Raw genomic sequence first — 18,867 nt, forward strand, 5'->3', positions numbered from 1 at the left:
TGGGCATCCGGCGCGTACGCGGACGGTCAGTCCTTCGTCAGCCGGGTTTCGGTCTGCTCGGCGGATTCCTCGGTGGCGGTACCGGGCGTCTCGTCGACCTCGGTGTCACCGGTCGTCTCATCGGCCTCGTCCTCGATGCGAACCTCACGGATCGCCTGACGCAGCCAGGTGGTGACGACCTCCTCGGCGATCTCGAGGTCGACGGTCGTTTCATCGGCCTCGACCACGGTGCCGTACAGACCCGACGTGGTGATGACCTGGTCGCCGACCTTCAGGCCTTCCTGCATCGTGGCGACCTTCTCGGCTTCCCGCTTCTGGCGGCGGACGCCGAGGAACATCGGTACGAGCAGGGCTACCAGCAGCAGCGGAAACAGCAGTTCCATCGTCGAAGTCAGTCCCTAGTCTGTGGGGTGGGAATGGACAGGTACTCACACAGTCTGCCAGCTCGGGTCACCGGCACCACACCCGCACACCCCGGAGGGACATGCGGGCCGTCCTGCACGGTAGCGCGCGGCAGCGGGCCCCGCGCCCGAAACGTCGGCGGCGGGGCCCTGGTGTGGAAATATCAGGCGCTGCGGCCGTAGCTGTAGTCGTCGAGCGGGAAGCTCACCGCTTCCCGGTGCGCGTTGATGGTGCTGGTCGGGCGCAGGAGGGCCGCCTCACCGTGCTGGTTGAAGTAGTAGCTGCGCGCTGTCGAGCAGTCGCCACCGTAGAACACCGAATCATCGAGTTTGCTGGTCACCCGGTCCAGGAACTCGGTGTTGGCGCGTTCGGTCACCTCGAAGGTGGTCTCGCCGCGCCGGAACAGTTCGGCGAACAGCCTGCCCATATGTTTCATCTGCGCTTCGATGGTGGTGAAGTAGGACAGCCCGCTGTAGGAGTAGGGGCTGTTGAGGCTGAGGAAGTTGGGGAACTTGGGCACGGTGATGCCCTCGTAGGCCTGGAATCGGTTGTCGCGCCAGAACTTTCCGAGGTTCACCCCGTCGCGGCCGATGATCTCGATGGCCGGGAAGTTCACATCCCACAGGTTGAACCCGGTGGCCAGGATGAGGATGTCGATCTCGGTCTTGTGCCCGTCGGCGGTGACGATGCCGTCGGGTTCGATCCGCTCGATCGAGTTGGTCTCCAACCGCACATGCGGTTCGTTGAAGGTCTTGAAGTAGTGGTTGGAGAAGGTGGGTCGCTTACAGCCGAAGTCGTAGTGCGGAGTGAGCTGTTTGCGGGTTTCGGGATCGTGGACCTGGGCGCGCAGATGCGCCTTGGCCAGCAGCGCCGCACCCTTGTTCATGAGTTTGGCCTGCTTGAAGTGCAGTACGCCGACCACCATCAATGCCTCGAGCATGCTGGTGTTGACCAGGCGCGCGGCCTTCTGTGTGACCGGTGCGGAGGCGAACAGTTTCTGGACCGGCGCCGGAATCGGCGCGTCGACCTTCGGCACCACCCAGATCGGGGTGCGCTGGAAGACGGTCAGCTCGCGGACCTTCTTGGCAACCTCGGGGACCAGCTGCACGCCGGTGGCGCCGGTACCGATGACGGCGGCCTTGCGATCGGTGAGATCGACCTCGTCGTCCCATGCGGTGGTGTGGATGATCGTGCCCGCGAAGGATTCGATACCGGGGAACGGCGGGGTGTACGGCTGGGACAGAAAGCCGGTGGCGGCGAGCAGATAGCGGCTGGTGAGGGTCTCACCCCCGGCGACGGAAACGACCCACTGCTGCTGCTCTTCGTCCCATCGCGCACCGTCGACGACGGTGCCGAAGCGCATCCGGCGACGTAGACCGTATTTATCGGCGACGTGCTCGGCGTACTTCTTCAGCTCCGCGCCCGGCGCGAACAGCCGCGACCAGTACGGGTTGGGTTCGAAGGAATAGGAGTAGGTCACCGAGGCGATATCGACGGCCAGACCGGGATAGCGGTTCACATGCCAGGTGCCGCCGAGATCGTCCTCGCGTTCCAGAATGACGAAATTGCTCAGGCCGAGCCGGTCGAGCTCGATGCCCGCTCCCATCCCGCCGAAACCCGCACCGACCACGATCGCGTCGTACTGAGGCGCCACGTCGAACCTCCTGAATTTGTGCACCGACTCACCGGAATGACACATCATTCCGTTTGTGACGACAGTATCATCGCAGATGTGACGAAGCCATCCACCCGGGCCGAGCGGCGCAAGGCCGAACTGCGCCGAGAGATCATCGATACCGCCTTCGTATGCTTCGCCGAGAAGGGCTACCACGCGACCGGCATCGCCGATATCGCCGGTCATCTGGGGATCGGCCACGGCACCTTCTACCGGTACTTCAGCAATAAGCGCGACATCATCGACCATGTCATCGACGATCTGGCCGCAAGGATCATCGAAGCGCTCGGCACCGACAACGCTCCCGACGCCGCCACCAGCCTCGACGAGTACCGCGAGCAGATCGACCGCATCGGCGTCGCGCTGACCCACATCCTGATCGAGGACCGCCGGGTGGCGCAGTTGCTGCTGTTCCATGCCACCGGAATCGATGACGAGCTGACCGAACGCCTGTACGGCCTGCTCGACACCGCCGATTCGCTGACCGCTGGCTATCTGGAGCACGGCGTCGAACTGGGCTATCTGCGCGAGGACCTCGACACCGTGAACACCGCGCGTGCGGTGACCGGCATGTTGATGGCCGGTGTGGTGCACGGGTTGCGCGATATGGACGAGGCCGCCATCACCGCGTTGAACGAGGCCATCCGCCGACTGTTGATCGAGGGCGTGCGTAAACCCTGATCCGGGCCGTGGTGGCGGGTCGGCGACTCAGTCGAACAGGTCGAGGGTCGGATGCGGTTCGCGGCCACGGACCTCGATCGACCCGAACACCAGGTCGGGCGGCGGGACCAGGCCGAGATGTTCCCATGCGGTGGCGGTCGCGACGCGGCCGCGCGGGGTGCGGGCCACCATGCCCGCCCGGACCAGGAACGGTTCGCACACCTCTTCGACGGTGGCGGCCTCCTCCCCCACCGCGACCGCGAGCGTCGACACCCCGACCGGTCCGCCGCCGAAACCGCGGACCAGCGCGCCGAGCACGGCGCGGTCGAGCCGGTCGAGGCCGAGGGCGTCGACGTCGTACACCTGGAGCGCGGCGGCGGCGATCGGCCGGGTGATATGACCGTCGGCGCGGACCTCGGCGTAATCGCGGACCCGGCGCAGCAGCCGGTTGGCGATGCGCGGGGTGCCGCGGGAACGTCCGGCGATCTCGGCGGCGGCGTCATGGTCGATATCGACGCCGAGGATGCGCGCCGATCGCAACAGGATGCCGAGCAGTTCACTCGGTTCGTAGAAATCCATATGGCCGGTGAAACCGAAGCGGTCGCGCAGCGGACCGGTCAGCGCACCGGAACGGGTGGTGGCGCCGACCAGGGTGAAGGGCGCGATATCCAGCGGGATCGAGGTGGCGCCCGGACCCTTGCCGACCACGACGTCGACCCGGAAGTCCTCCATCGCCAGATACAGCATCTCCTCGGCGGGCCGTGCCATCCGGTGGATCTCATCGATGAACAGGACATCGCCGTCGACCAGATTGCTCAGCATGGCGGCCAGGTCACCGGCGCGTTCCAGTGCGGGGCCGGAGGTGATGCGCAGGGCGGTGCCGAGTTCGGCGGCGATGATCATCGCCATACTGGTTTTGCCGAGGCCCGGCGGGCCGGACAGCAGGATGTGGTCGGGGGTGCCACCACGCCCGCGCGCACCGCGCAGGACCAGCGCGAGTTGTTCGCGCACTCGGGGTTGGCCGATGAAATCGTCGAGCGATTTCGGGCGCAGGCTGGTCTCGATATCGCCGTCGGCGCTGGAATAGTGTGCGCTGACCGGGGATTCGTCGTTGTCGTACTCGTCGTGGTCCATGCGCGGCTACCGGTTCTTGCCCAGCAGGCCGAGCGCGGCGCGCAGGGCGATCGAGGTGGTGGCGGCCGGATCATCGGCCAGGACGGTGTCGACGGCCTGTTCGGCTTGTTTGAGCGGGAATCCGAGCCCGGTGAGTGCTTCGACCACCTGATCGCGCACCGGCGTGACGACGGCAGCGGGCGCACTGCCGGGCGGACCGGATTGCACCGGAACCAGATTCACCTTGTCGCGCAGTTCGACAACCATGCGTTCGGCGCCGCGTTTACCGATGCCGGGTACTCGGGTGAGGGCGGCGACATTGCTTTCCGCCAGTGCCTTGCGTAGCGCTTCGGGTTCGAGCACCGCGAGCACGGCCATGGCCAGCCGGGGGCCCACCCCCGAGACGGTTTGCAGCAGGCCGAACAGATCGCGCGCCTCGGTATCGGCGAAGCCGTACAGCGTCATCGAGTCCTCGCGCACGATCATCGCCGTGTACAGCCGCGCCTGTTCACCGCGGGTGAGCCCGGACAGGGTGGCCGGGGTGGCGTTGAGCCGGTATCCGACGCCCGCCGCCTCGACCACCACATGGTCGAGCGCGATCTCGAGCACCTCACCGCGTACCGACGCGATCACCGGCGCACCGCCTTCCGTTGTCGATCCAGCTTCTCGGCGTACTGCTTACGTGCCTGCTCGGCCTTGGCTTCGGCGCGGGCCATGCGGGCCAGCAGGGGCGCACGCCAACAATGACAGATGGCGAGGGCGAGCGCGTCGGCGGCGTCGGCCGGTTTGGGGGCGACCTGAAGCCCGAGAATGCGGGTGACCATTGCCGTCACCTGGGCTTTGTCCGCGGCGCCGTTGCCGGTGACGGCCGCCTTCACCTCACTGGGGGTGTGGAAGGCGACCGGGATACCGCGGCGCGCGGCGGCCAGGGCGATCACCCCGCCCGCCTGTGCCGTCCCCATCGCGGTGCGCACGTTGTGCTGGGCGAAGACCCGCTCGATCGCCACCGCGCCGGGGCGGTGGGTGTCCATCCAGTGCTCGGCAGCGTCGGCGACCCGCATCAGCCGCAGCGCCAGATCCATATCCGCTGGAGTGCGGACGACGTCGACGTCGAGTGCGGTGACCTTCCGGCCGACACCGCCGTCGACCATGCTGAGCCCGCATCGCGTGAGCCCGGGGTCGACACCCATCACCCGCACGGAAACACCCCTTCGGACACGCGAACAGTTGTTCGAAGTCTAGTGGACGTGCGGCGGTGACGGTTCCAGCGACACGGATCCACCCGGCGACCCCGCGACCGCCGGTAGAGCGATTCCCACACCTGGCCCCAACCCTAGAGGTGACGTAGGGTCCCGTGCGCCGCATGTCATGACATGCGGTGGCAGTACATGTAGTGAATGGAGTTGGAACAGCGTGTCGTTTTTGACAAAGGTCACCGGCTTGGCGGCGGCCGGGATGATCGGCTTGGTTCCCGTAGCCACACCCGCCCTCGCCCAGCAATCCCCGCAACAAACCCAGTACGCGCCGACGATGCTGGTGCTCGACGCGTCCGGGTCGATGCTCGCGCCCGATCCCAGCGGTGGAACCAAGATGGACGCCGCGAAGACCGCGGTGCGGACCTTCGTCGCCTCGGCGCCCGACGCCTCTCGCGTCGGCCTGACGGTCTACGGCACCGAGACCGGCAATTCGGATGCGGAGAAGGATGCGGGCTGTCGCGATGTCCGGGTGCTCGAACCCGCCGAGGCCATCGACAAATCCGCGCTGACGTCGGCGGTCGATCAGATCGCGCCACGCGGTTACACCCCGATCGGTACCTCGCTGCGTACCGCCAACGACGCGCTGCCCGACGAGGGGCCCAAGTCGATCGTCCTGGTCTCCGACGGCCTCGACACCTGCACGCCGCCCGACCCGTGTGAGGTCGCGCGTGAACTCGAGGCGCAGGGCACCGATCTCGTCGTGCACGCCATCGGTTTCGGGGTCGACGATCCCTCCCGAGCTCAGCTCACCTGTATTGCGCAGAGCACCGGCGGCACCTACACCGACGCCGTCGACGGCGAAACTCTCGAGCAGGTGCTGCCACGGGTGAGTGCCACCGCATTGCGCAACTACGCCGCCGCTGGCATCCCGATCGAGGGCACCGACGGTTACCGGGACGCGCCGGTCGCCGAGCCCGGCCAGTATCTGGATGTGCTCGGGCGGGAGAAGCCCCGCTACTACGCGGTGGACGTACCCGAGGGCGCGACAGCGTATTTCAGTGGCACCGTCTCGTTCCCGCGCGGCGGTGAGGCCCTGTTCGCGAACAACCGGCTCGATCTGCGCGTCTTCGGCGCCGATGGGCACGACTGCCATGTCTACGAGAACGAGCTGGCCACCCGATCGGCCGATGGTGTCGCGTTGACGGTCGGCACGGTGTGGGAGGGTGCGACGAAACCGGAGTCCGACAGCCCGGGCACTGCCGAATGCACCGGCGGCGGCCGGTACTACTTCACCCTGGAATGGGCCCATGTCGCCGATAACGCACCGGCGCAGCTGCCGATCGAGATCTCGGTCGGTATCGAGCCCGCGGTGACCGATCCCGGCGCGGCCGCCGATCCGACGCCGGTCACGTTCACCGCCCAGGATGGTCCGGTGGTGCCGGTGACCGGCGGCGGATCGTTCAATGTCGCGGCGACCCTGCCCGAATCCGGCCGGTACACCGATACCTTGCAGCGCGGTGAATTCGTCTTCTACCGGGTGAAACTGGACTGGGGTCAGGCGCTGGCCTACCGGGTGCGGTTCGCCGAGACGCCCGGTCGTGGATCCGAGAACATCTCCAATATCGCGACCACGCTCTACGCGCCCTACCGGGAGGAACTGGACTCCGACACCACCTCTTACGGTGGGCAGGAGAAGACATTGCCGACCAATGATCCCGCGTTGGCGACCGCGCCGATCCGCTATCTGAATCGCGAGGCCAACGGCGATATCGCGAAACAGGCCGTGGCCGGTTGGTATTACATCGCGGTGAAATTGAGCCCCGCGGCAGGCGAGGGCCGAGCCGCGGGCGTGCCGATCGAGCTGGAACTCGATGTCAGCGGCGAGCCGGAACCCGGACCGCAGTACCGGGAGGCCTCGGGTGAAACGTTCGGCAACGACAAGCCGGTCGATCGCCCCGGCGGTGATCAGACGGTCGCCGCCGCGGATTCCGGCGACGATGACGGAATATCGCCGGTGGTGTGGGTCGCGAGCGCGCTCGGGGTATGCGTGGTGGCCGCCCTCGGCATTCTCGTCGTGCTGATCCGCCGACGCGGGACACGCTGAGCCGAGCCCCGGTGCGTCGGTCTCATTCCGCGATGAGGCCGACGCGCCGGGCACGGGCCGTGATCATTTGCTCGGGTACTTGTAGAACCCTTCGCCGGTGGCTATGCCGAGTTTGCCCTTGTCGATGTAGTTCTCCTTCAGGAACGCGGCGAAGCGCTGGGCGGCCTCGTCGCCGTGTACGGAGATGTTGTACGGGGTGGTGAGCCCGATGATGTCGAAGATCTGGAACGGCCCCATGGGCGCGCCGGTGGCGATCTTCCACGTCTTGTCGACGGTCTCTGGTTCGGCGTAGCCGTCGGCGACCAGCTCACCCGCGGCGTTCAGGAACGGCACGAGCAGCGAGTTCAGCACATAGCCCGCCTTCTCCTTGTGCAGTTCGATCGGCACCATGCCGATGTCCTTCGCGAACTGCACCACCGTGGCGAACACCTGCGGATCGGTATCGGCGGTGCCCATCACCTCGGCGGTATTGAAGGCCCAGACGCGGTTGGCGAAGTGCAGTGCGAGGAACTTGTCCGGCCGTCCGGTCGCGTCTTTCATATCGCTGGGCAGAAGTGTGGAGGAGTTGGTCGCGAAGATGGTCTCGGGTGGGGCCAGTTTGCCCAGCTCGGTGTAGGTATCGATCTTGATCTGCAAGACCTCGGGGATCGCCTCGATCACCAGATCCGCTTCGCGCACCGCGTCGGCCAGATCGGCGGAGAGCCGGATCCGTGCGCGACCCTGTTCGGCCTTGCCGTCGGCCGCGCCGGGTACCTCCTCCCGATAGGTCTGCACCAGACCGTCGAATCTGGACGTCGCCTTCTCCAGAGCGGCGTCGTCGATGTCGTAGGCGACCACGTCGAAGCCGCTGTAGGCGGTCTGGAAGGCGATCTGCGAACCGAGCACACCCGTGCCGAGCACGGTGACCTTACCGATGGTTCCGGTCATAACCCTGCCTTTCCCTGGCGGACACCGGACGCCCCGCGCGGGCGTCGGCAATGGAGTTCCGAACGAAAAAGCCGATCCCCCAGCACGCTACTAGCAGGGGTCGACCGCGTCGACCGAGCGTATGCACCGGCGAGACACCGCGCCCGGCCGACAATCAGGCGACCGACCGCTGCCCGCCGTCGTCGAACACCTCGGCCAGCAATGCCGCGAGCCGCCGGAGCCTGGGCTCCGGTCGCGCACCGCGCCACACCAGGGCCAGCTGTGAGTCCTCGTCGAGTCCGTCGACCGGTAGGTAGCGGATATCGGTGCGCCGGTTGCGTTGTGCTGTCGGCGCGCACACCAGCATCGCGTGCTGCCCGGCGGCCGCGAGCGCCAGCGCCTCCTGGACGGTGGCGACCTCGACGCTGGACGAAACGACCCGGCCGAGCGGGGTGAAGGCCGGTGTGTGCGCCTGCTGCCAGTAGCCGGGTGCGTCACCGGCGATGGCGATGAGATCGGCGCGGGCCAATTCCTCGGCGTCGATCCTTTCCCGTTGGGCCAGTACGTGTTCCACACCGACGGCCAGCAGCCGCGATTCGGGCGGGAACGCGTATCCGACGGTCAGATCCGGCTCCCGAACCGGCAGCAGGACCACCGCGGCGTCGACGGTTCTGGCGCGCAACGCGCCGAACGGGTCGCCGAGCGGTAGCTCCCGCACGGTCAGCGATATGTCGGGATGTTCGGTGCGGAACCGACCGAACGCGCAGGTCACCGTTTCGTAGGCGGTGCCCTGAAAACCGAGCCGCAGCTGATCGGCTACGCCCTGCCTGGCACGGACCCGCTCGGTGTCGACGGCGTCGACCAGCTCCTGATATCGCGGCCCGACCGAACGGACGAACTCGAGTCCGAAGGCGGTCAGCGCAACCCGGCGGCTGGTCCGATCGACCAGCCGGGCCCCGATCTTGCGTTCGAGTGCCGCCACCAGTTGGCTGACCCGGCTCTGCGATACCCGCAGCCGGTCGGCGGTCCGACCGAAATGCAGCTCGTCGGCGAGTACGAGCAGCGTCTCGATCTCGCGCAGGGGCAGTTCCGGCATGCACGGTTCCTCTCGGCCGTTCATCGAACCGATTCCGATGAACTCAGCTGATCGAACGATGAGCTGATCGTCGTTGTTCCGCCCTGCGCCGCCTCGTTGACTGGATGCATGACCATTGCGAATCGAATCCGCACCACCGTCACCGACGATCCGGTGACCCCCCGCGGCGGCTGGCCCGCGGTCGCCGTGCTCACCATGGCCACCTTCGTGGTGGTCACCTCCGAGATGCTGCCGGTCGGCGTGCTGACTCCGATGTCGCAGGGGCTGGGTATCTCGGCGGGCAGCACCGGGTTCAGCCTCGCCATCACCGGCATCGTCACCGCGGTCACCGCTCCGTTGGTCGTGCGACTGATCGGTGCGATCGACCGACGGACCGTGCTCTCGGCGGCCACAGTGGTGCTCGCGGTCGGAAACCTGATGACCGCGCTGGCCCAGGGCTTCACCCTGCTCGCGCTGGGCCGGGTGATCGTCGGGATCGGGATGGGCGCGGTATGGGCCCTTGCGGCGGCCGTCGTACCTCGCCTGGTGCGGGAACGACATGGCGCGACGGCGGTGTCCATCGTCGTCGGCGGAGTCGCGGCGGCCTCGGTGCTCGGTGTCCCCGCGGGGACTTTCGTCGGTGAACTCGCGGGCTGGCGCAGCGCGTTCGCTCTGCTCACCGCGACCGCGCTGGCGTTGAGTGTGGCGTTGGTCCTCATGCTCCCGCGGTTGCCCCGGCAGGCTGGCGCCGGTCGAGCGGGCGGCGAACCGCCGCGGCTGTGGCGGATCCCCGCGGTCCGCACGGGACTCGCCGCGGTCGCCTTCGTCGTCACCGCCCATTTCGCCGCCTACACCTATGTGCGTCCCACGCTCGAGGATCTCGCCGGGCTCGACGCTTCGGCGGTATCGGCCCTGCTGCTGGTCTACGGCGTCTGTGGGCTGGTCGGGAACTTCGCGGCGGGCGCGGGTGCGGCACGCCGCGCCAGGATCACGTTGCTCGTCCTGGTCGGCGGTGTCACCGTGGCCCTGCTGGTGCTCACGCTCGCTGTGTCGGTCGTCGGCGCGGTGGTCGCGATGACGGTATGGGGGCTCGCCTACGGCGGCCTGTCGGTCTGCGGTCAGCTCTGGGTGAGCCAGGCCGCACCGGAGCACCGTGAGCAGGCGACAGGCCTGTACGCGGGGGTGTTCACCGGCAGTATCGCCCTCGGCGCGTTCGCCGGTGGCATCGTCATCGACTCCGCAGGCCTGCGACCGCTGCTGTGGGGCGCGATCGCGGCGGCCGCCGTGGCGTTGCCGATCGCGGCGGCGGGCCGGGCGCCGCGGCGATGAGTGCGCGGGCGGGATCAGCTCGGGGCGTGGGCGGCGAAGGCGGTGAAGGCGCGCTCGTCGAACAACACGAAGCGAGCCACCCGCACCGATGTGCTGGTGCTACGCACCGTTTCGACAGCGATACGGGCGCCATCGTCGATCGGCCAGCCGAAGATGCCGGTCGAGATCGCCGGGAACGCGACGGTGGCCGCGCCCAGTTCATCGGCCACCCGAAGGGATTCGCGGTAGCAGGAGGCCAGCAGGGCGGAACGGTCGTCACCGGCCGACCAGACCGGCCCGACGGTGTGGATGACCCAGCGGGCCGGAAGGTCACCCGCCGTCGTGGCCACCGCATGACCTGTCGGCAGACCCTTGCCGTAGTGGGCGGCGCGCAGTTCGCGGCAGGCGGCCAGGATCGCCGGACCGCCCCGCCGGTGGATCGCACCGTCGACTCCCCCGCCACCGAGCAGCGAGGAATTCGCGGCGTTCACCACCGCGTCGACGTCCTGTTCGGTGATGTCTCCGCGCACGAACAGCAGCTCGACCATGCCTCGATTCTCACCGGCAGACCGCGGCGTCGCCACCCGGTTTCCCGGGTGATCCCGATGCAGCCGGGCATATCGTTGGCAAACCGATGCGCATACCGGTGGCGAATGTCCCGCACTCGGGCCGCTCGCGCTTCTACCATCCGAGCATGAGCAATGGCGCCAAGGCTGTCCTCGAGGGCGGGCCGCAGGACCTGCCCGCACGTATCGTGCCGATCACTCCGCCGGGGTTCGAGCTGAAGATCCCGTTCAAAGGTGGTTACGAACATTTCAAGACCACCGGACGAGAGCAGGACACGCCCGAGGGCCGACTGCCGGTCTACGCCTGGAGCGATCGCACCGAAATCGCGGAGTGACCCACCCGCATCCCTTCGGGCGGCGGCGCCGATAGGGCCGCCGCCCACTCCCCTGCTCGATTCGTCGGGTCGAACGATCGACAAACGCGTAACCACATGGTTACACTTTTGCTGTGGACGAGGTAGCGAGCGCGATCGCTGATCCGATCCGCCGGGACATCCTGGAGATGCTGCGCGGCACCCGGCTCACCGCCGGTGAGATCGCCGGGCAGTTCACCATCAGCAGACCGGCGATCAGCAGGCATCTGCGCGTCCTACGCGCGAGCGGGCTGGTGCGCGACGAACTCGTCGGCAGACAGCGCTACTACCGGCTCGACACCACGCCACTCGAAGCGCTCACCGAATGGCTGGCCGGATTCGCCCGGCCCGCCATCTGGGAACACCACCTCGACGCACTCGACACCGAGGTCTACCGGACCAGGCGTGAGCGCCGGTCCGCACAGCCCCCGACGACAGAGGAGAACCTCGCATGACACCCCGGCCCACCGGACGACTGTTCCCCGCACAGACGGGCCGCGATCTGGTCCTGACCCGCACCTACCGCGCCCCGATCGAGGACGTCTGGGCGAGCATCACCGACTCCGACCGCACCGCCCGCTGGTTCGGCCCGTGGAAGGGCGAGGCACGGGTGGGCGCGACCGTCCAGGTGCAGATGGTCTTCGAAGACGAGCAGCCGTGGATGGATATGCGGATCGACGCCTGCGATCCGCCCCGCCACCTCGGCATCTCCGCCGAAGACGAGGCCGGGTCCTGGTTCCTGGACGTGGTCCTCACCGAAACCGGCGATACCACCGAACTCCGCTTCACCCATCATCTGCGCACCGAGGACGAAATCGCCCAGGCCCCGCAGGTCGGCCCGGGCTGGGAGTACTACCTGGACCTGCTCGGGGCGGCCCGTGCGAACACCGACCACCCCGACTTCGACGACTACTACCCCGCGATGAAGCAGTACTACGAACAGCAGTTGGACAGTTAGTCGTCCAGTTCGGCGAGCACCTCGTCGGAGACGTCGACATTGGTGTAGACGTTCTGCACGTCGTCGCTGTCTTCGAGGGCGTCGACCAGTTTGAAGACCTTGCGGGCACCGTCGGCGTCGACCGCGACGCTGACCGAGGGCTGGAAACCGGACTCGGCGGAGTCGTAGTCGATACCGGCGGACTGCAATGCCGAACGCACCGCGATCAGATCGCCGGGCTCGCTGATGATCTCGAAGGCCTCGCCGAGGTCGTTGACCTCTTCGGCACCGGCGTCGAGCACGGCCATCAGCACGTCGTCCTCGGACAGACCGTTCTTGTCCAGGGTCACGACGCCCTTGCGGTGGAACAGGTACGACACCGAACCCGGATCGGCCATATTGCCGCCGTTGCGGGTCATCGCGACACGCACTTCACCGGCGGCGCGGTTGCGGTTGTCGGTGAGGCATTCGATCAGCACAGCGACACCATTGGGGCCGTAGCCCTCGTACATGATGGTCTGCCAGTCGGCGCCACCGGCTTCCTCGCCACCGCCGCGCTTACGGGCGCGCTCGATGTTGTCGTTGGGGACCGACGACTTCTTCGCCTTCTGGATGGCGTCGTACAGGGTCGGGTTGCCATCCGGGTCACCGCCACCGGTCCGGGCCGCCACCTCGATGTTCTTGATCAACTTGGCGAAGAGCTTGCCGCGCTTCGCGTCGATCGCCGCCTTCTTGTGCTTGGTGGTGGCCCATTTGGAGTGGCCGCTCATTCCCCTACTTCCTTCAGGTCGATGGCACGTGTGGTCGTCTGCGGTACCGGCGGGGCCGGGGCGGACAACTCGTCCAGACTACTCGGCGGTCGCATCGGGCATGGGCGGGCGGGCCCGAATAGCCCGGTTTCGAGCGCGACCGGGCCGTCGACGTCGCCGCCGATTCGTCGCCCGGATCACGCGGCGGCCGATCTGTCCGGCTCTGCCTACGTGGTGATGCCGCACCGTTCTCCGGCCCTCGACCGGGTCAGGCAGTGACCGATTTGCCTGGCCCAGGATCTACCTGGTGACGCCGCGCTGGCGTCTCCGACCGGTCAGGCGGCGCGGACCAGATCGACGAACAAGCGGTGCACCCGCAGATCGCCGGTGACTTCGGGATGGAACGAGGTCGCGAGCACATTGCGCTGACGCACGGCGACGATCCGGCCCTCGGCGGGACCACTCGGCACCCGCGCCAGCACCTCGACACCGTCGCCGACGCGCTCCACCCAGGGCGCCCGGATGAACACCGCGCGGACCGGGCCGTCGTCGAGGCCGGCGAACGCGAGATCGGTTTCGAACGAATCGACCTGACGGCCGAAGGCATTGCGGCGCACCGTCATATCGATACCGGACAGATGCTCGGCGTCGGGGCGGGTGTCGAGCACTTCGTCGGCGAGCAGGATCATCCCCGCGCACGATCCGAAGGCGGGCAGTCCGTCGCGCAGCCGGGCGCGCAGCGGTTCCAGCAGCTCGAACACCTGGAGCAGTTTGCTGATGGCGGTGGACTCACCGCCGGGCAGCACCAGCCCGTCGACGGCGGCGAGTTCTTCGACCCGACGCACCAGCACCGGGCGCGCACCACAGCGCTCCAGCGCCGACACATGTTCGCGCACATCGCCCTGGAGGGCCAGCACACCGATGGTCGGCTGCGCGCTCTCGCGCGCGAAGGTCTGCGCCGCGGGCGCGGCGACCGCTGAACCGTTCACCCCGCAGAGCTTACGAGGCGCGCGGCTGTGGGCCCGCTCACGGTGGCCGTCAACATTGCGTCAAGGCCTGCCGGTGATCGGCACGCCCGGACCGACACTCACTGACATGACTACTGTGTTGCCGTCATCGAAGCCGGTGACCCGCGCGGGCGGCGCCGCGTCGGACCGGGGACTGACCGTCCCGACGGGTTTGTCCGGGCTCTCCTTGGATGCGATGGCGTCGGTGTCCTACGGTCCGGAGGCCATCGTGCTGGTGCTGGCGGCGGCCGGGGCGGCGGGGCTCGGGATGACGCTGCCGGTGACGCTGACGATCACCGTGCTGCTTGCGCTGCTGATCGCCTCCTATCGGCAGGTCATCGCGGTGTTCCCGAACGGCGGCGGCGCGTACGCGGTGGCCAAGGCACAGCTGGGTGATCGGGCGGCGCTGGTGGCGGCGGCCTCGCTGATCGTGGATTACGTGCTGAATGTCGCGGTATCCATCGCGGCCGGTGTGGCGGCACTGACCTCGGCGTTCCCGGCGCTGCACGGCTATACGGTGCGGTTGTGCCTTGCGGTGCTGCTCGGCATCACGGCGGTGAATCTGCTCGGCATCGCCCACAGCGCGCGGGTGTTCATGGCGCCGACGATCGTGTTCGTGGCCGGTATCTGCACGGTGATCGTCGCCGGTCTGCTGCGCACCGAACCCGCGAGCGTCACCACCGCCGCGGCGACGGTGACCGATGTGCAGACGGTCGGAGTCCTGTTGCTGCTCAAGGCCTTTTCCAGCGGCTGCGCGGCGCTGACCGGGGTGGAGGCGATCGCCAACGCCGTGCCGAGTTTCCGCGCACCCGGAATTCGGCGGGCGCAGCGCGCGGAGGTCGCCCTGGGTGCGCTGCTCGGCACGATGTTGATCGGGCTCGCGCTGCTGATCGAGAAGTTCGCGCTGCATCCCGTGGCGGGCACCACCGTGCTGTCCCAGCTGACCGAGGCGGCGTTGGGTCACGGAATCGGCTACTACATCGTGCAATTCGCCACGGTGGTACTGCTGGCGCTGGCCGCGAACACCTCCTACGGAGGGCTGCCGACCTTGACGCGCCTGCTGGCCGATGACAACTGCCTGCCGCACCGATTCGCGGTGAGTTCACCGCGCCGGGTATACCGCTACGGTGTGCTCGCCCTCGGGGTCTGCGCGGCGGTGCTGCTGATCGCCGCCCGCGGCAATATGAACGCACTGGTGCCGCTGTTCGCGATCGGCGTATTCGTCGGCTTCACGCTCGCCCAGGTGGGCATGGTGCGCCACTGGTGGACGACACCGCAGGCCGATCGCCGACGGCTGCGGTTGGCGCTCAACGGGTTCGGCGCCGCGGCCACCGGTGTGGCCGCCCTCGTCACGACGGCGATGAAGTTCCGGGAGGGCGCGTGGTTGATCGTGGTCGTACTGACCGCACTGGTTTTCGGGATGCGGCGGGTGCGACGCGCGTATCGGCTGATCGGCACCCATCGCCGCGCCGACGCCGTACCGCCTCCCCCGCGACCGCATGACACCGTCGTCGTGGTGCCCGTCGCGGAGGTATCCGGGCTCACCTGCGAGGCCTTGTCGACGGCGTTGTCGTTGGGGAGTGAGGTGGTGGCGGTACACGTCTGCCTGGACGACGAACGCGCCGACGAATTCACCGCCGCCTGGGACGACTGGCATCCCGACGTCCCACTGGTCCTGCTCCCCGACCGGGACGCGACCGTCGGCGGCGCGGTCGCCCACTACCTACGGCAGACGTTCCCGGATCGGCGCAAGATCGTGGTCGTCGCCGAGGTAGACCCGCCCACCGGCTGGGATCGGGTGCTGCCGAGCCATCGCAGCGATGAACTCGAACGCACCCTGCGACGGATGGACGACACCGTCGTCTGCCATCTCCGGGTCCAGGCGGTCTGAATTCCGCGGCGGGGCCCTACTTCTCGCGTGGGGTGCGGATCAGCCCTTCCTGCACCACGGAGGCCACCAGTTCGCCCGCCCGGTTGAAGATCTTTCCGCCGGTGAGGGCGCGGCCGAAACCCGCCGATGGTGAGGACTGGTCGTAGAGCAGCCAGTCGTCGGCGCGGAACGGGCGCAGGAACCACATCGCGTGATCGAGCGAGGCATCCTGGGTGGGTTCGTCGGGGTGGGTGACCTTGGACGAACCGAGCAGCGTCATATCGCTCATATAGGCGAGGGTGCACACGTGGAACAGCGGATCGTCGGGCAGCGGGTGCCGGTAGCGGAACCACACCTGCTGCGGCGACACCACGCCCGGCCGCTGGGTGACCGACTCCTGCGGGACGGGCCGGATATCCCAGTGCTCCCATTCCCGCATCGCCCACAGCCGTTCGGGGCTCATGGTGGTCTTCGCATCGGGCAGTTCGTCCGGTGCCTGCACCACGGGCATCTCGTCCTGGTGGCTCGGGCCTTCGTCACCGACGTGGAACGACGCCGACATGGTGAAGATGGCGGCGCCGTCCTGGACGCCGGTGACCCGGCGGGTGCAGAAGGAGCGGCCGTCGCGGATGCGTTCGACCAGGTACACGGTGGGCTGGTCGGGGTTGCCCGGACGCAGGAAGTAGCCGTGCAGCGAATGCACCTGGAACCGCGGGTCCACCGTGCGCACGGCCGAGACCAGCGCCTGGCCCGCGACCTGTCCGCCGAAGGTTCGCCGCAGCTGGGTCTTGGGCGAGGCTCCCCGGAAGATATCTCGCTCGAGCCGATCGATCTCCAGCGCTTCTTCGATGGTCGCCAACTTCTCCGCCTCTCCGCGCCACTGGCCGGTCGTGTGAGTACTGCGCAACCGTGCGGGCGATCGAGCGGCAACTACGTACCGGCCGGTCCCCGACGGGATCTCTATGTTCGCACGCAGTCGGGGTGGGTCCGGCAGGGGGCGTCCCGCGGGGCCGAGGAGGGCACCACGCTGCGGCCCCGAGCCGTATGGGCCCGGAATGGGCGATCGCGCCGATGTCAGGCGCAGGCGGGAGACTGTTCACCGAGCATCGACACCATGGTGCAGGCCCAGAGCAGCTGAACCTTCCACGTACCGTCGTCGACCACGAACGGGATGTCGGCCGGGCTGTTCACGCCGTTGATGGTGAGATCCGCCGTCGCGTAGATCGCGTCGCCGAAGGGATCCGGGTCCACCTCGACGACCCGCAACCGCACTCCCGCCTCGTGCACTATCTGCGCCAACTGGTAGGGCAGATCAGGATCGGCTTGTGCGCCCTGGACGAACATGAGCTTGTGCTCGTTGCGGACCGGGTGGACCCACGCCCACGCCCGAGCCACCGGATCGAGCCCGGTGCTGAGCTGATCGGACAGCTCTTCGGCGGTCGGGAGTGGTGGACGTTCGTCATCGGCGGCGGCCGGGCCGGTCGGGCCGAGCGTCAGCGCGACGGCCAGGACGACGATCGCGAGAAGGCCGGTCCGGTGAAGGTTCATCTGTGCTTCCCCCTGCGTCGTGGAACTCCGAGACCGGGTTCACCGAGACTCGGAAAGTACCACGACACCGAAGGATCCGGCCGATACCGGCAGCAGGATCGATATGCGTTCCGGCGGGGCGGCAGCCGACTGCCGCCCCGATCACGGACGCAGGTTCACCAACCGCGTTCGGCCAGGCGATGCGGCTGTGCGATGTCCTCGACATTGATGCCGACCATGGCCTCACCGAGACCACGCGACACCTTGGCCAGCACATCGGGATCGTCGTAGAAGGTGGTGGCCTTGACGATGGCGGCGGCGCGCTGGGCCGGGTTGCCGGACTTGAAGATGCCGGAGCCGACGAAGACGCCCTCGGCGCCGAGCTGCATCATCATCGCGGCGTCGGCCGGGGTCGCGATACCACCGGCAGTGAACAGCACGACCGGCAGCTTGCCGGTTTCGGCGACCTCTCGCACCAGCTCGTAGGGCGCCTGGAGTTCCTTGGCGGCCACGAACAGTTCGTCGGCGGGCAGCGACGACAGCTTGCGGATCTCCTGGCGGATCTGACGCATATGGGTGGTGGCGTTGGAGACGTCACCGGTGCCGGCCTCACCCTTGGAGCGGATCATGGCCGCGCCCTCGGTGATGCGGCGCAGGGCCTCACCGAGGTTGGTGGCGCCACAGACGAAGGGAACGGTGAAGTTCCACTTCTCGATGTGGTTGGTGTAGTCGGCGGGGGTCAGCACCTCGGATTCGTCGATGTAGTCGACGCCGAGGCTCTGCAAGATCTGCGCCTCCACGAAGTGGCCGATGCGGGCCTTGGCCATCACCGGGATCGACACCGCGGAGATGATGCCGTCGATCATGTCCGGATCGCTCATCCGGGACACCCCACCCTGGGCGCGGATATCGGCGGGCACCCGCTCGAGCGCCATCACAGCGACCGCGCCCGCGTCCTCGGCGATCTTGGCCTGCTCCGGGGTGACGACGTCCATGATCACCCCGCCCTTGAGCATTTCGGCCATACCGCGCTTCACGCGGGCGGTACCCGCCTCACGGGTCGCCTCGGTGGTCTTGGTGGTCTCGGGCGTTGTCACGGCAAACTCCTGTGTCATGTGCGCCTATGCGATCGTCAGCGATGGAACGACACGATTCTAGGCGTGCCCCGATGTGCCATTGATAGCCAGTTGGAGACGACTGGCCTTCCCACGACCAGCGCGTTCCTCGGACACCGTGTGCACTGGACCGGTTCCGAGCGACTTGTTGTGCACTCGTTGGGCCAGCCTGAAAGACCCGGCCGACCCAACGAGCACAGAGGCGATAGTCACATCGGGTTGCTTACCCGCAACGTTGCCCAGGGATCATCCCCGCTCACGCGGGGAACAAATTCTAGCGATCGAGGGAATAGCAATGTGATTC

The 18,867-nt window shown here is 67.7% G+C and carries 20 protein-coding genes; 7 read left to right on the plus strand and 13 right to left on the minus strand.

Annotated elements, in window-relative coordinates; genetic code table 11:
• Nucleotides 1–26: 26 nt before the first annotated feature.
• Both yajC and QH168_RS25205 read right to left on the minus strand, forming a co-directional pair.
• Nucleotides 27–383 (minus strand): preprotein translocase subunit YajC, encoded by a 357-nt coding sequence (yajC, locus tag QH168_RS25200; protein ID WP_280468223.1) that lies wholly within the window; start codon nucleotides 381–383, stop codon nucleotides 27–29.
• 182 nt (nucleotides 384–565) lie between these two features.
• Entirely contained in the window at nucleotides 566–2,056 is a 1,491-nt protein-coding gene (locus tag QH168_RS25205; RefSeq protein WP_280468224.1) for a flavin-containing monooxygenase, read from the minus strand.
• A gap of 36 nt (nucleotides 2,057–2,092) precedes the next feature.
• Here QH168_RS25205 and QH168_RS25210 point away from each other — a divergent pair, with 36 nt between their 5' ends.
• Entirely contained in the window at nucleotides 2,093–2,758 is a 666-nt protein-coding gene (locus QH168_RS25210) for a TetR/AcrR family transcriptional regulator (RefSeq protein ID WP_280468225.1), read from the plus strand.
• Between the two features lie 27 nt (nucleotides 2,759–2,785).
• Here the strand turns inward: QH168_RS25210 and ruvB are convergent, their stop codons facing one another.
• The 3 genes from ruvB to ruvC are packed head-to-tail and all read right to left on the minus strand — an operon-like array spanning nucleotide 2,786 to nucleotide 5,049.
• Complete coding sequence (ruvB, locus tag QH168_RS25215) at nucleotides 2,786–3,871, minus strand: Holliday junction branch migration DNA helicase RuvB (protein ID WP_280468227.1); 1,086 nt, start codon at nucleotides 3,869–3,871, stop codon at nucleotides 2,786–2,788.
• 6 nt (nucleotides 3,872–3,877) lie between these two features.
• Complete coding sequence (gene ruvA / locus QH168_RS25220) at nucleotides 3,878–4,483, minus strand: Holliday junction branch migration protein RuvA (protein WP_280468230.1); 606 nt, start codon at nucleotides 4,481–4,483, stop codon at nucleotides 3,878–3,880.
• A complete protein-coding gene (gene ruvC, locus QH168_RS25225) occupies nucleotides 4,480–5,049 on the minus strand; it encodes a crossover junction endodeoxyribonuclease RuvC (RefSeq protein WP_280468231.1) in 570 nt (189 codons plus the stop codon). Before ruvC ends, ruvA begins: the two co-directional genes overlap by 4 nt.
• A 214-nt stretch (nucleotides 5,050–5,263) precedes the next feature.
• On the opposite strand from ruvC, the gene QH168_RS25230 reads away from it, so the two are divergent.
• Nucleotides 5,264–7,150, plus strand: a complete 1,887-nt coding sequence (locus QH168_RS25230; protein WP_280468233.1) for a vWA domain-containing protein — start codon at nucleotides 5,264–5,266, stop codon at nucleotides 7,148–7,150.
• Between the two features lie 63 nt (nucleotides 7,151–7,213).
• Here QH168_RS25230 and QH168_RS25235 read toward each other — a convergent pair whose 3' ends face one another.
• Together QH168_RS25235 and QH168_RS25240 are read right to left on the minus strand one after the other, a co-directional pair.
• On the minus strand, nucleotides 7,214–8,077 hold the full coding sequence (locus QH168_RS25235; RefSeq protein WP_280468235.1) for a 3-hydroxyacyl-CoA dehydrogenase: 864 nt from the start codon (nucleotides 8,075–8,077) through the stop codon (nucleotides 7,214–7,216).
• 154 nt (nucleotides 8,078–8,231) lie between these two features.
• Nucleotides 8,232–9,152, minus strand: coding sequence for a LysR family transcriptional regulator (locus tag QH168_RS25240; RefSeq protein ID WP_280468237.1), 921 nt, complete (start codon nucleotides 9,150–9,152; stop codon nucleotides 8,232–8,234).
• 108 nt (nucleotides 9,153–9,260) lie between these two features.
• On the opposite strand from QH168_RS25240, the gene QH168_RS25245 reads away from it, so the two are divergent.
• A complete protein-coding gene (locus QH168_RS25245) occupies nucleotides 9,261–10,460 on the plus strand; it encodes an MFS transporter (RefSeq protein ID WP_280468238.1) in 1,200 nt (399 codons plus the stop codon).
• A gap of 14 nt (nucleotides 10,461–10,474) precedes the next feature.
• Here the strand turns inward: QH168_RS25245 and QH168_RS25250 are convergent, their stop codons facing one another.
• Nucleotides 10,475–10,987, minus strand: coding sequence for an O-acetyl-ADP-ribose deacetylase (locus tag QH168_RS25250; RefSeq protein WP_280468240.1), 513 nt, complete (start codon nucleotides 10,985–10,987; stop codon nucleotides 10,475–10,477).
• 146 nt (nucleotides 10,988–11,133) lie between these two features.
• Between QH168_RS25250 and QH168_RS25255 the strand changes: the two genes are divergently transcribed.
• The 3 genes from QH168_RS25255 to QH168_RS25265 all read left to right on the plus strand — a co-directional run bounded on the left by QH168_RS25255 (nucleotide 11,134) and on the right by QH168_RS25265 (nucleotide 12,316).
• Nucleotides 11,134–11,340 (plus strand): DUF5988 family protein, encoded by a 207-nt coding sequence (locus tag QH168_RS25255; protein WP_280468242.1) that lies wholly within the window; start codon nucleotides 11,134–11,136, stop codon nucleotides 11,338–11,340.
• Between the two features lie 113 nt (nucleotides 11,341–11,453).
• On the plus strand, nucleotides 11,454–11,813 hold the full coding sequence (locus QH168_RS25260) for a metalloregulator ArsR/SmtB family transcription factor (RefSeq protein ID WP_280468243.1): 360 nt from the start codon (nucleotides 11,454–11,456) through the stop codon (nucleotides 11,811–11,813).
• Nucleotides 11,810–12,316, plus strand: coding sequence for an SRPBCC family protein (locus QH168_RS25265; RefSeq protein WP_280468245.1), 507 nt, complete (start codon nucleotides 11,810–11,812; stop codon nucleotides 12,314–12,316). Before QH168_RS25260 ends, QH168_RS25265 begins: the two co-directional genes overlap by 4 nt.
• Here the strand turns inward: QH168_RS25265 and QH168_RS25270 are convergent.
• Complete coding sequence (locus tag QH168_RS25270) at nucleotides 12,313–13,065, minus strand: YebC/PmpR family DNA-binding transcriptional regulator (RefSeq protein ID WP_163827055.1); 753 nt, start codon at nucleotides 13,063–13,065, stop codon at nucleotides 12,313–12,315. The genes QH168_RS25265 and QH168_RS25270 overlap by 4 nt on opposite strands.
• A 314-nt stretch (nucleotides 13,066–13,379) precedes the next feature.
• Complete coding sequence (pdxT, locus tag QH168_RS25275; RefSeq protein ID WP_280468248.1) at nucleotides 13,380–14,033, minus strand: pyridoxal 5'-phosphate synthase glutaminase subunit PdxT; 654 nt, start codon at nucleotides 14,031–14,033, stop codon at nucleotides 13,380–13,382.
• Nucleotides 14,034–14,139: 106 nt separating this feature from the next.
• Between pdxT and QH168_RS25280 the strand changes: the two genes are divergently transcribed.
• Nucleotides 14,140–15,942 carry an APC family permease gene (locus QH168_RS25280; protein ID WP_280468250.1) on the plus strand — a complete coding sequence of 601 codons (1,803 nt, stop codon included), beginning with the start codon at nucleotides 14,140–14,142 and terminating at the stop codon, nucleotides 15,940–15,942.
• A 16-nt stretch (nucleotides 15,943–15,958) separates the two neighbouring features.
• Here QH168_RS25280 and QH168_RS25285 read toward each other — a convergent pair whose 3' ends face one another.
• The 3 genes from QH168_RS25285 to pdxS all read right to left on the minus strand — a co-directional run bounded on the left by QH168_RS25285 (nucleotide 15,959) and on the right by pdxS (nucleotide 18,563).
• A complete protein-coding gene (locus QH168_RS25285; RefSeq protein ID WP_280468251.1) occupies nucleotides 15,959–16,780 on the minus strand; it encodes an acyl-CoA thioesterase in 822 nt (273 codons plus the stop codon).
• A 215-nt stretch (nucleotides 16,781–16,995) separates the two neighbouring features.
• Nucleotides 16,996–17,469 (minus strand): hypothetical protein, encoded by a 474-nt coding sequence (locus QH168_RS25290; RefSeq protein WP_280468253.1) that lies wholly within the window; start codon nucleotides 17,467–17,469, stop codon nucleotides 16,996–16,998.
• A 155-nt stretch (nucleotides 17,470–17,624) separates the two neighbouring features.
• Nucleotides 17,625–18,563, minus strand: a complete 939-nt coding sequence (pdxS, locus tag QH168_RS25295; protein ID WP_280468255.1) for a pyridoxal 5'-phosphate synthase lyase subunit PdxS — start codon at nucleotides 18,561–18,563, stop codon at nucleotides 17,625–17,627.
• Nucleotides 18,564–18,867 lie beyond the last annotated feature (304 nt).

Source organism: Nocardia cyriacigeorgica (assembly GCF_029868385.1).
Taxonomy (GTDB): domain Bacteria; phylum Actinomycetota; class Actinomycetes; order Mycobacteriales; family Mycobacteriaceae; genus Nocardia; species Nocardia cyriacigeorgica_F.

Excerpts from the sequence above, each read along its gene's own strand:
- yajC (WP_280468223.1), bottom strand. The coding sequence starts at position 383 with ATGGAACTGCTGTTTCCGCTGCTGCTGGTAGCCCTGCTCGTACCGATG.
- QH168_RS25210 (WP_280468225.1), top strand. The coding sequence starts at position 2,093 with ATGACACATCATTCCGTTTGTGACGACAGTATCATCGCAGATGTGACG.
- ruvB (WP_280468227.1), bottom strand. The coding sequence starts at position 3,871 with ATGGACCACGACGAGTACGACAACGACGAATCCCCGGTCAGCGCACAC.
- QH168_RS25235 (WP_280468235.1), bottom strand. The coding sequence starts at position 8,077 with ATGACCGGAACCATCGGTAAGGTCACCGTGCTCGGCACGGGTGTGCTC.
- QH168_RS25240 (WP_280468237.1), bottom strand. The coding sequence starts at position 9,152 with ATGCCGGAACTGCCCCTGCGCGAGATCGAGACGCTGCTCGTACTCGCC.
- QH168_RS25245 (WP_280468238.1), top strand. The coding sequence starts at position 9,261 with ATGACCATTGCGAATCGAATCCGCACCACCGTCACCGACGATCCGGTG.
- QH168_RS25250 (WP_280468240.1), bottom strand. The coding sequence starts at position 10,987 with ATGGTCGAGCTGCTGTTCGTGCGCGGAGACATCACCGAACAGGACGTC.
- QH168_RS25255 (WP_280468242.1), top strand. The coding sequence starts at position 11,134 with ATGAGCAATGGCGCCAAGGCTGTCCTCGAGGGCGGGCCGCAGGACCTG.
- QH168_RS25265 (WP_280468245.1), top strand. The coding sequence starts at position 11,810 with ATGACACCCCGGCCCACCGGACGACTGTTCCCCGCACAGACGGGCCGC.
- QH168_RS25270 (WP_163827055.1), bottom strand. The coding sequence starts at position 13,065 with ATGAGCGGCCACTCCAAATGGGCCACCACCAAGCACAAGAAGGCGGCG.
- QH168_RS25280 (WP_280468250.1), top strand. The coding sequence starts at position 14,140 with ATGACTACTGTGTTGCCGTCATCGAAGCCGGTGACCCGCGCGGGCGGC.
- QH168_RS25290 (WP_280468253.1), bottom strand. The coding sequence starts at position 17,469 with ATGAACCTTCACCGGACCGGCCTTCTCGCGATCGTCGTCCTGGCCGTC.
- pdxS (WP_280468255.1), bottom strand. The coding sequence starts at position 18,563 with ATGACACAGGAGTTTGCCGTGACAACGCCCGAGACCACCAAGACCACC.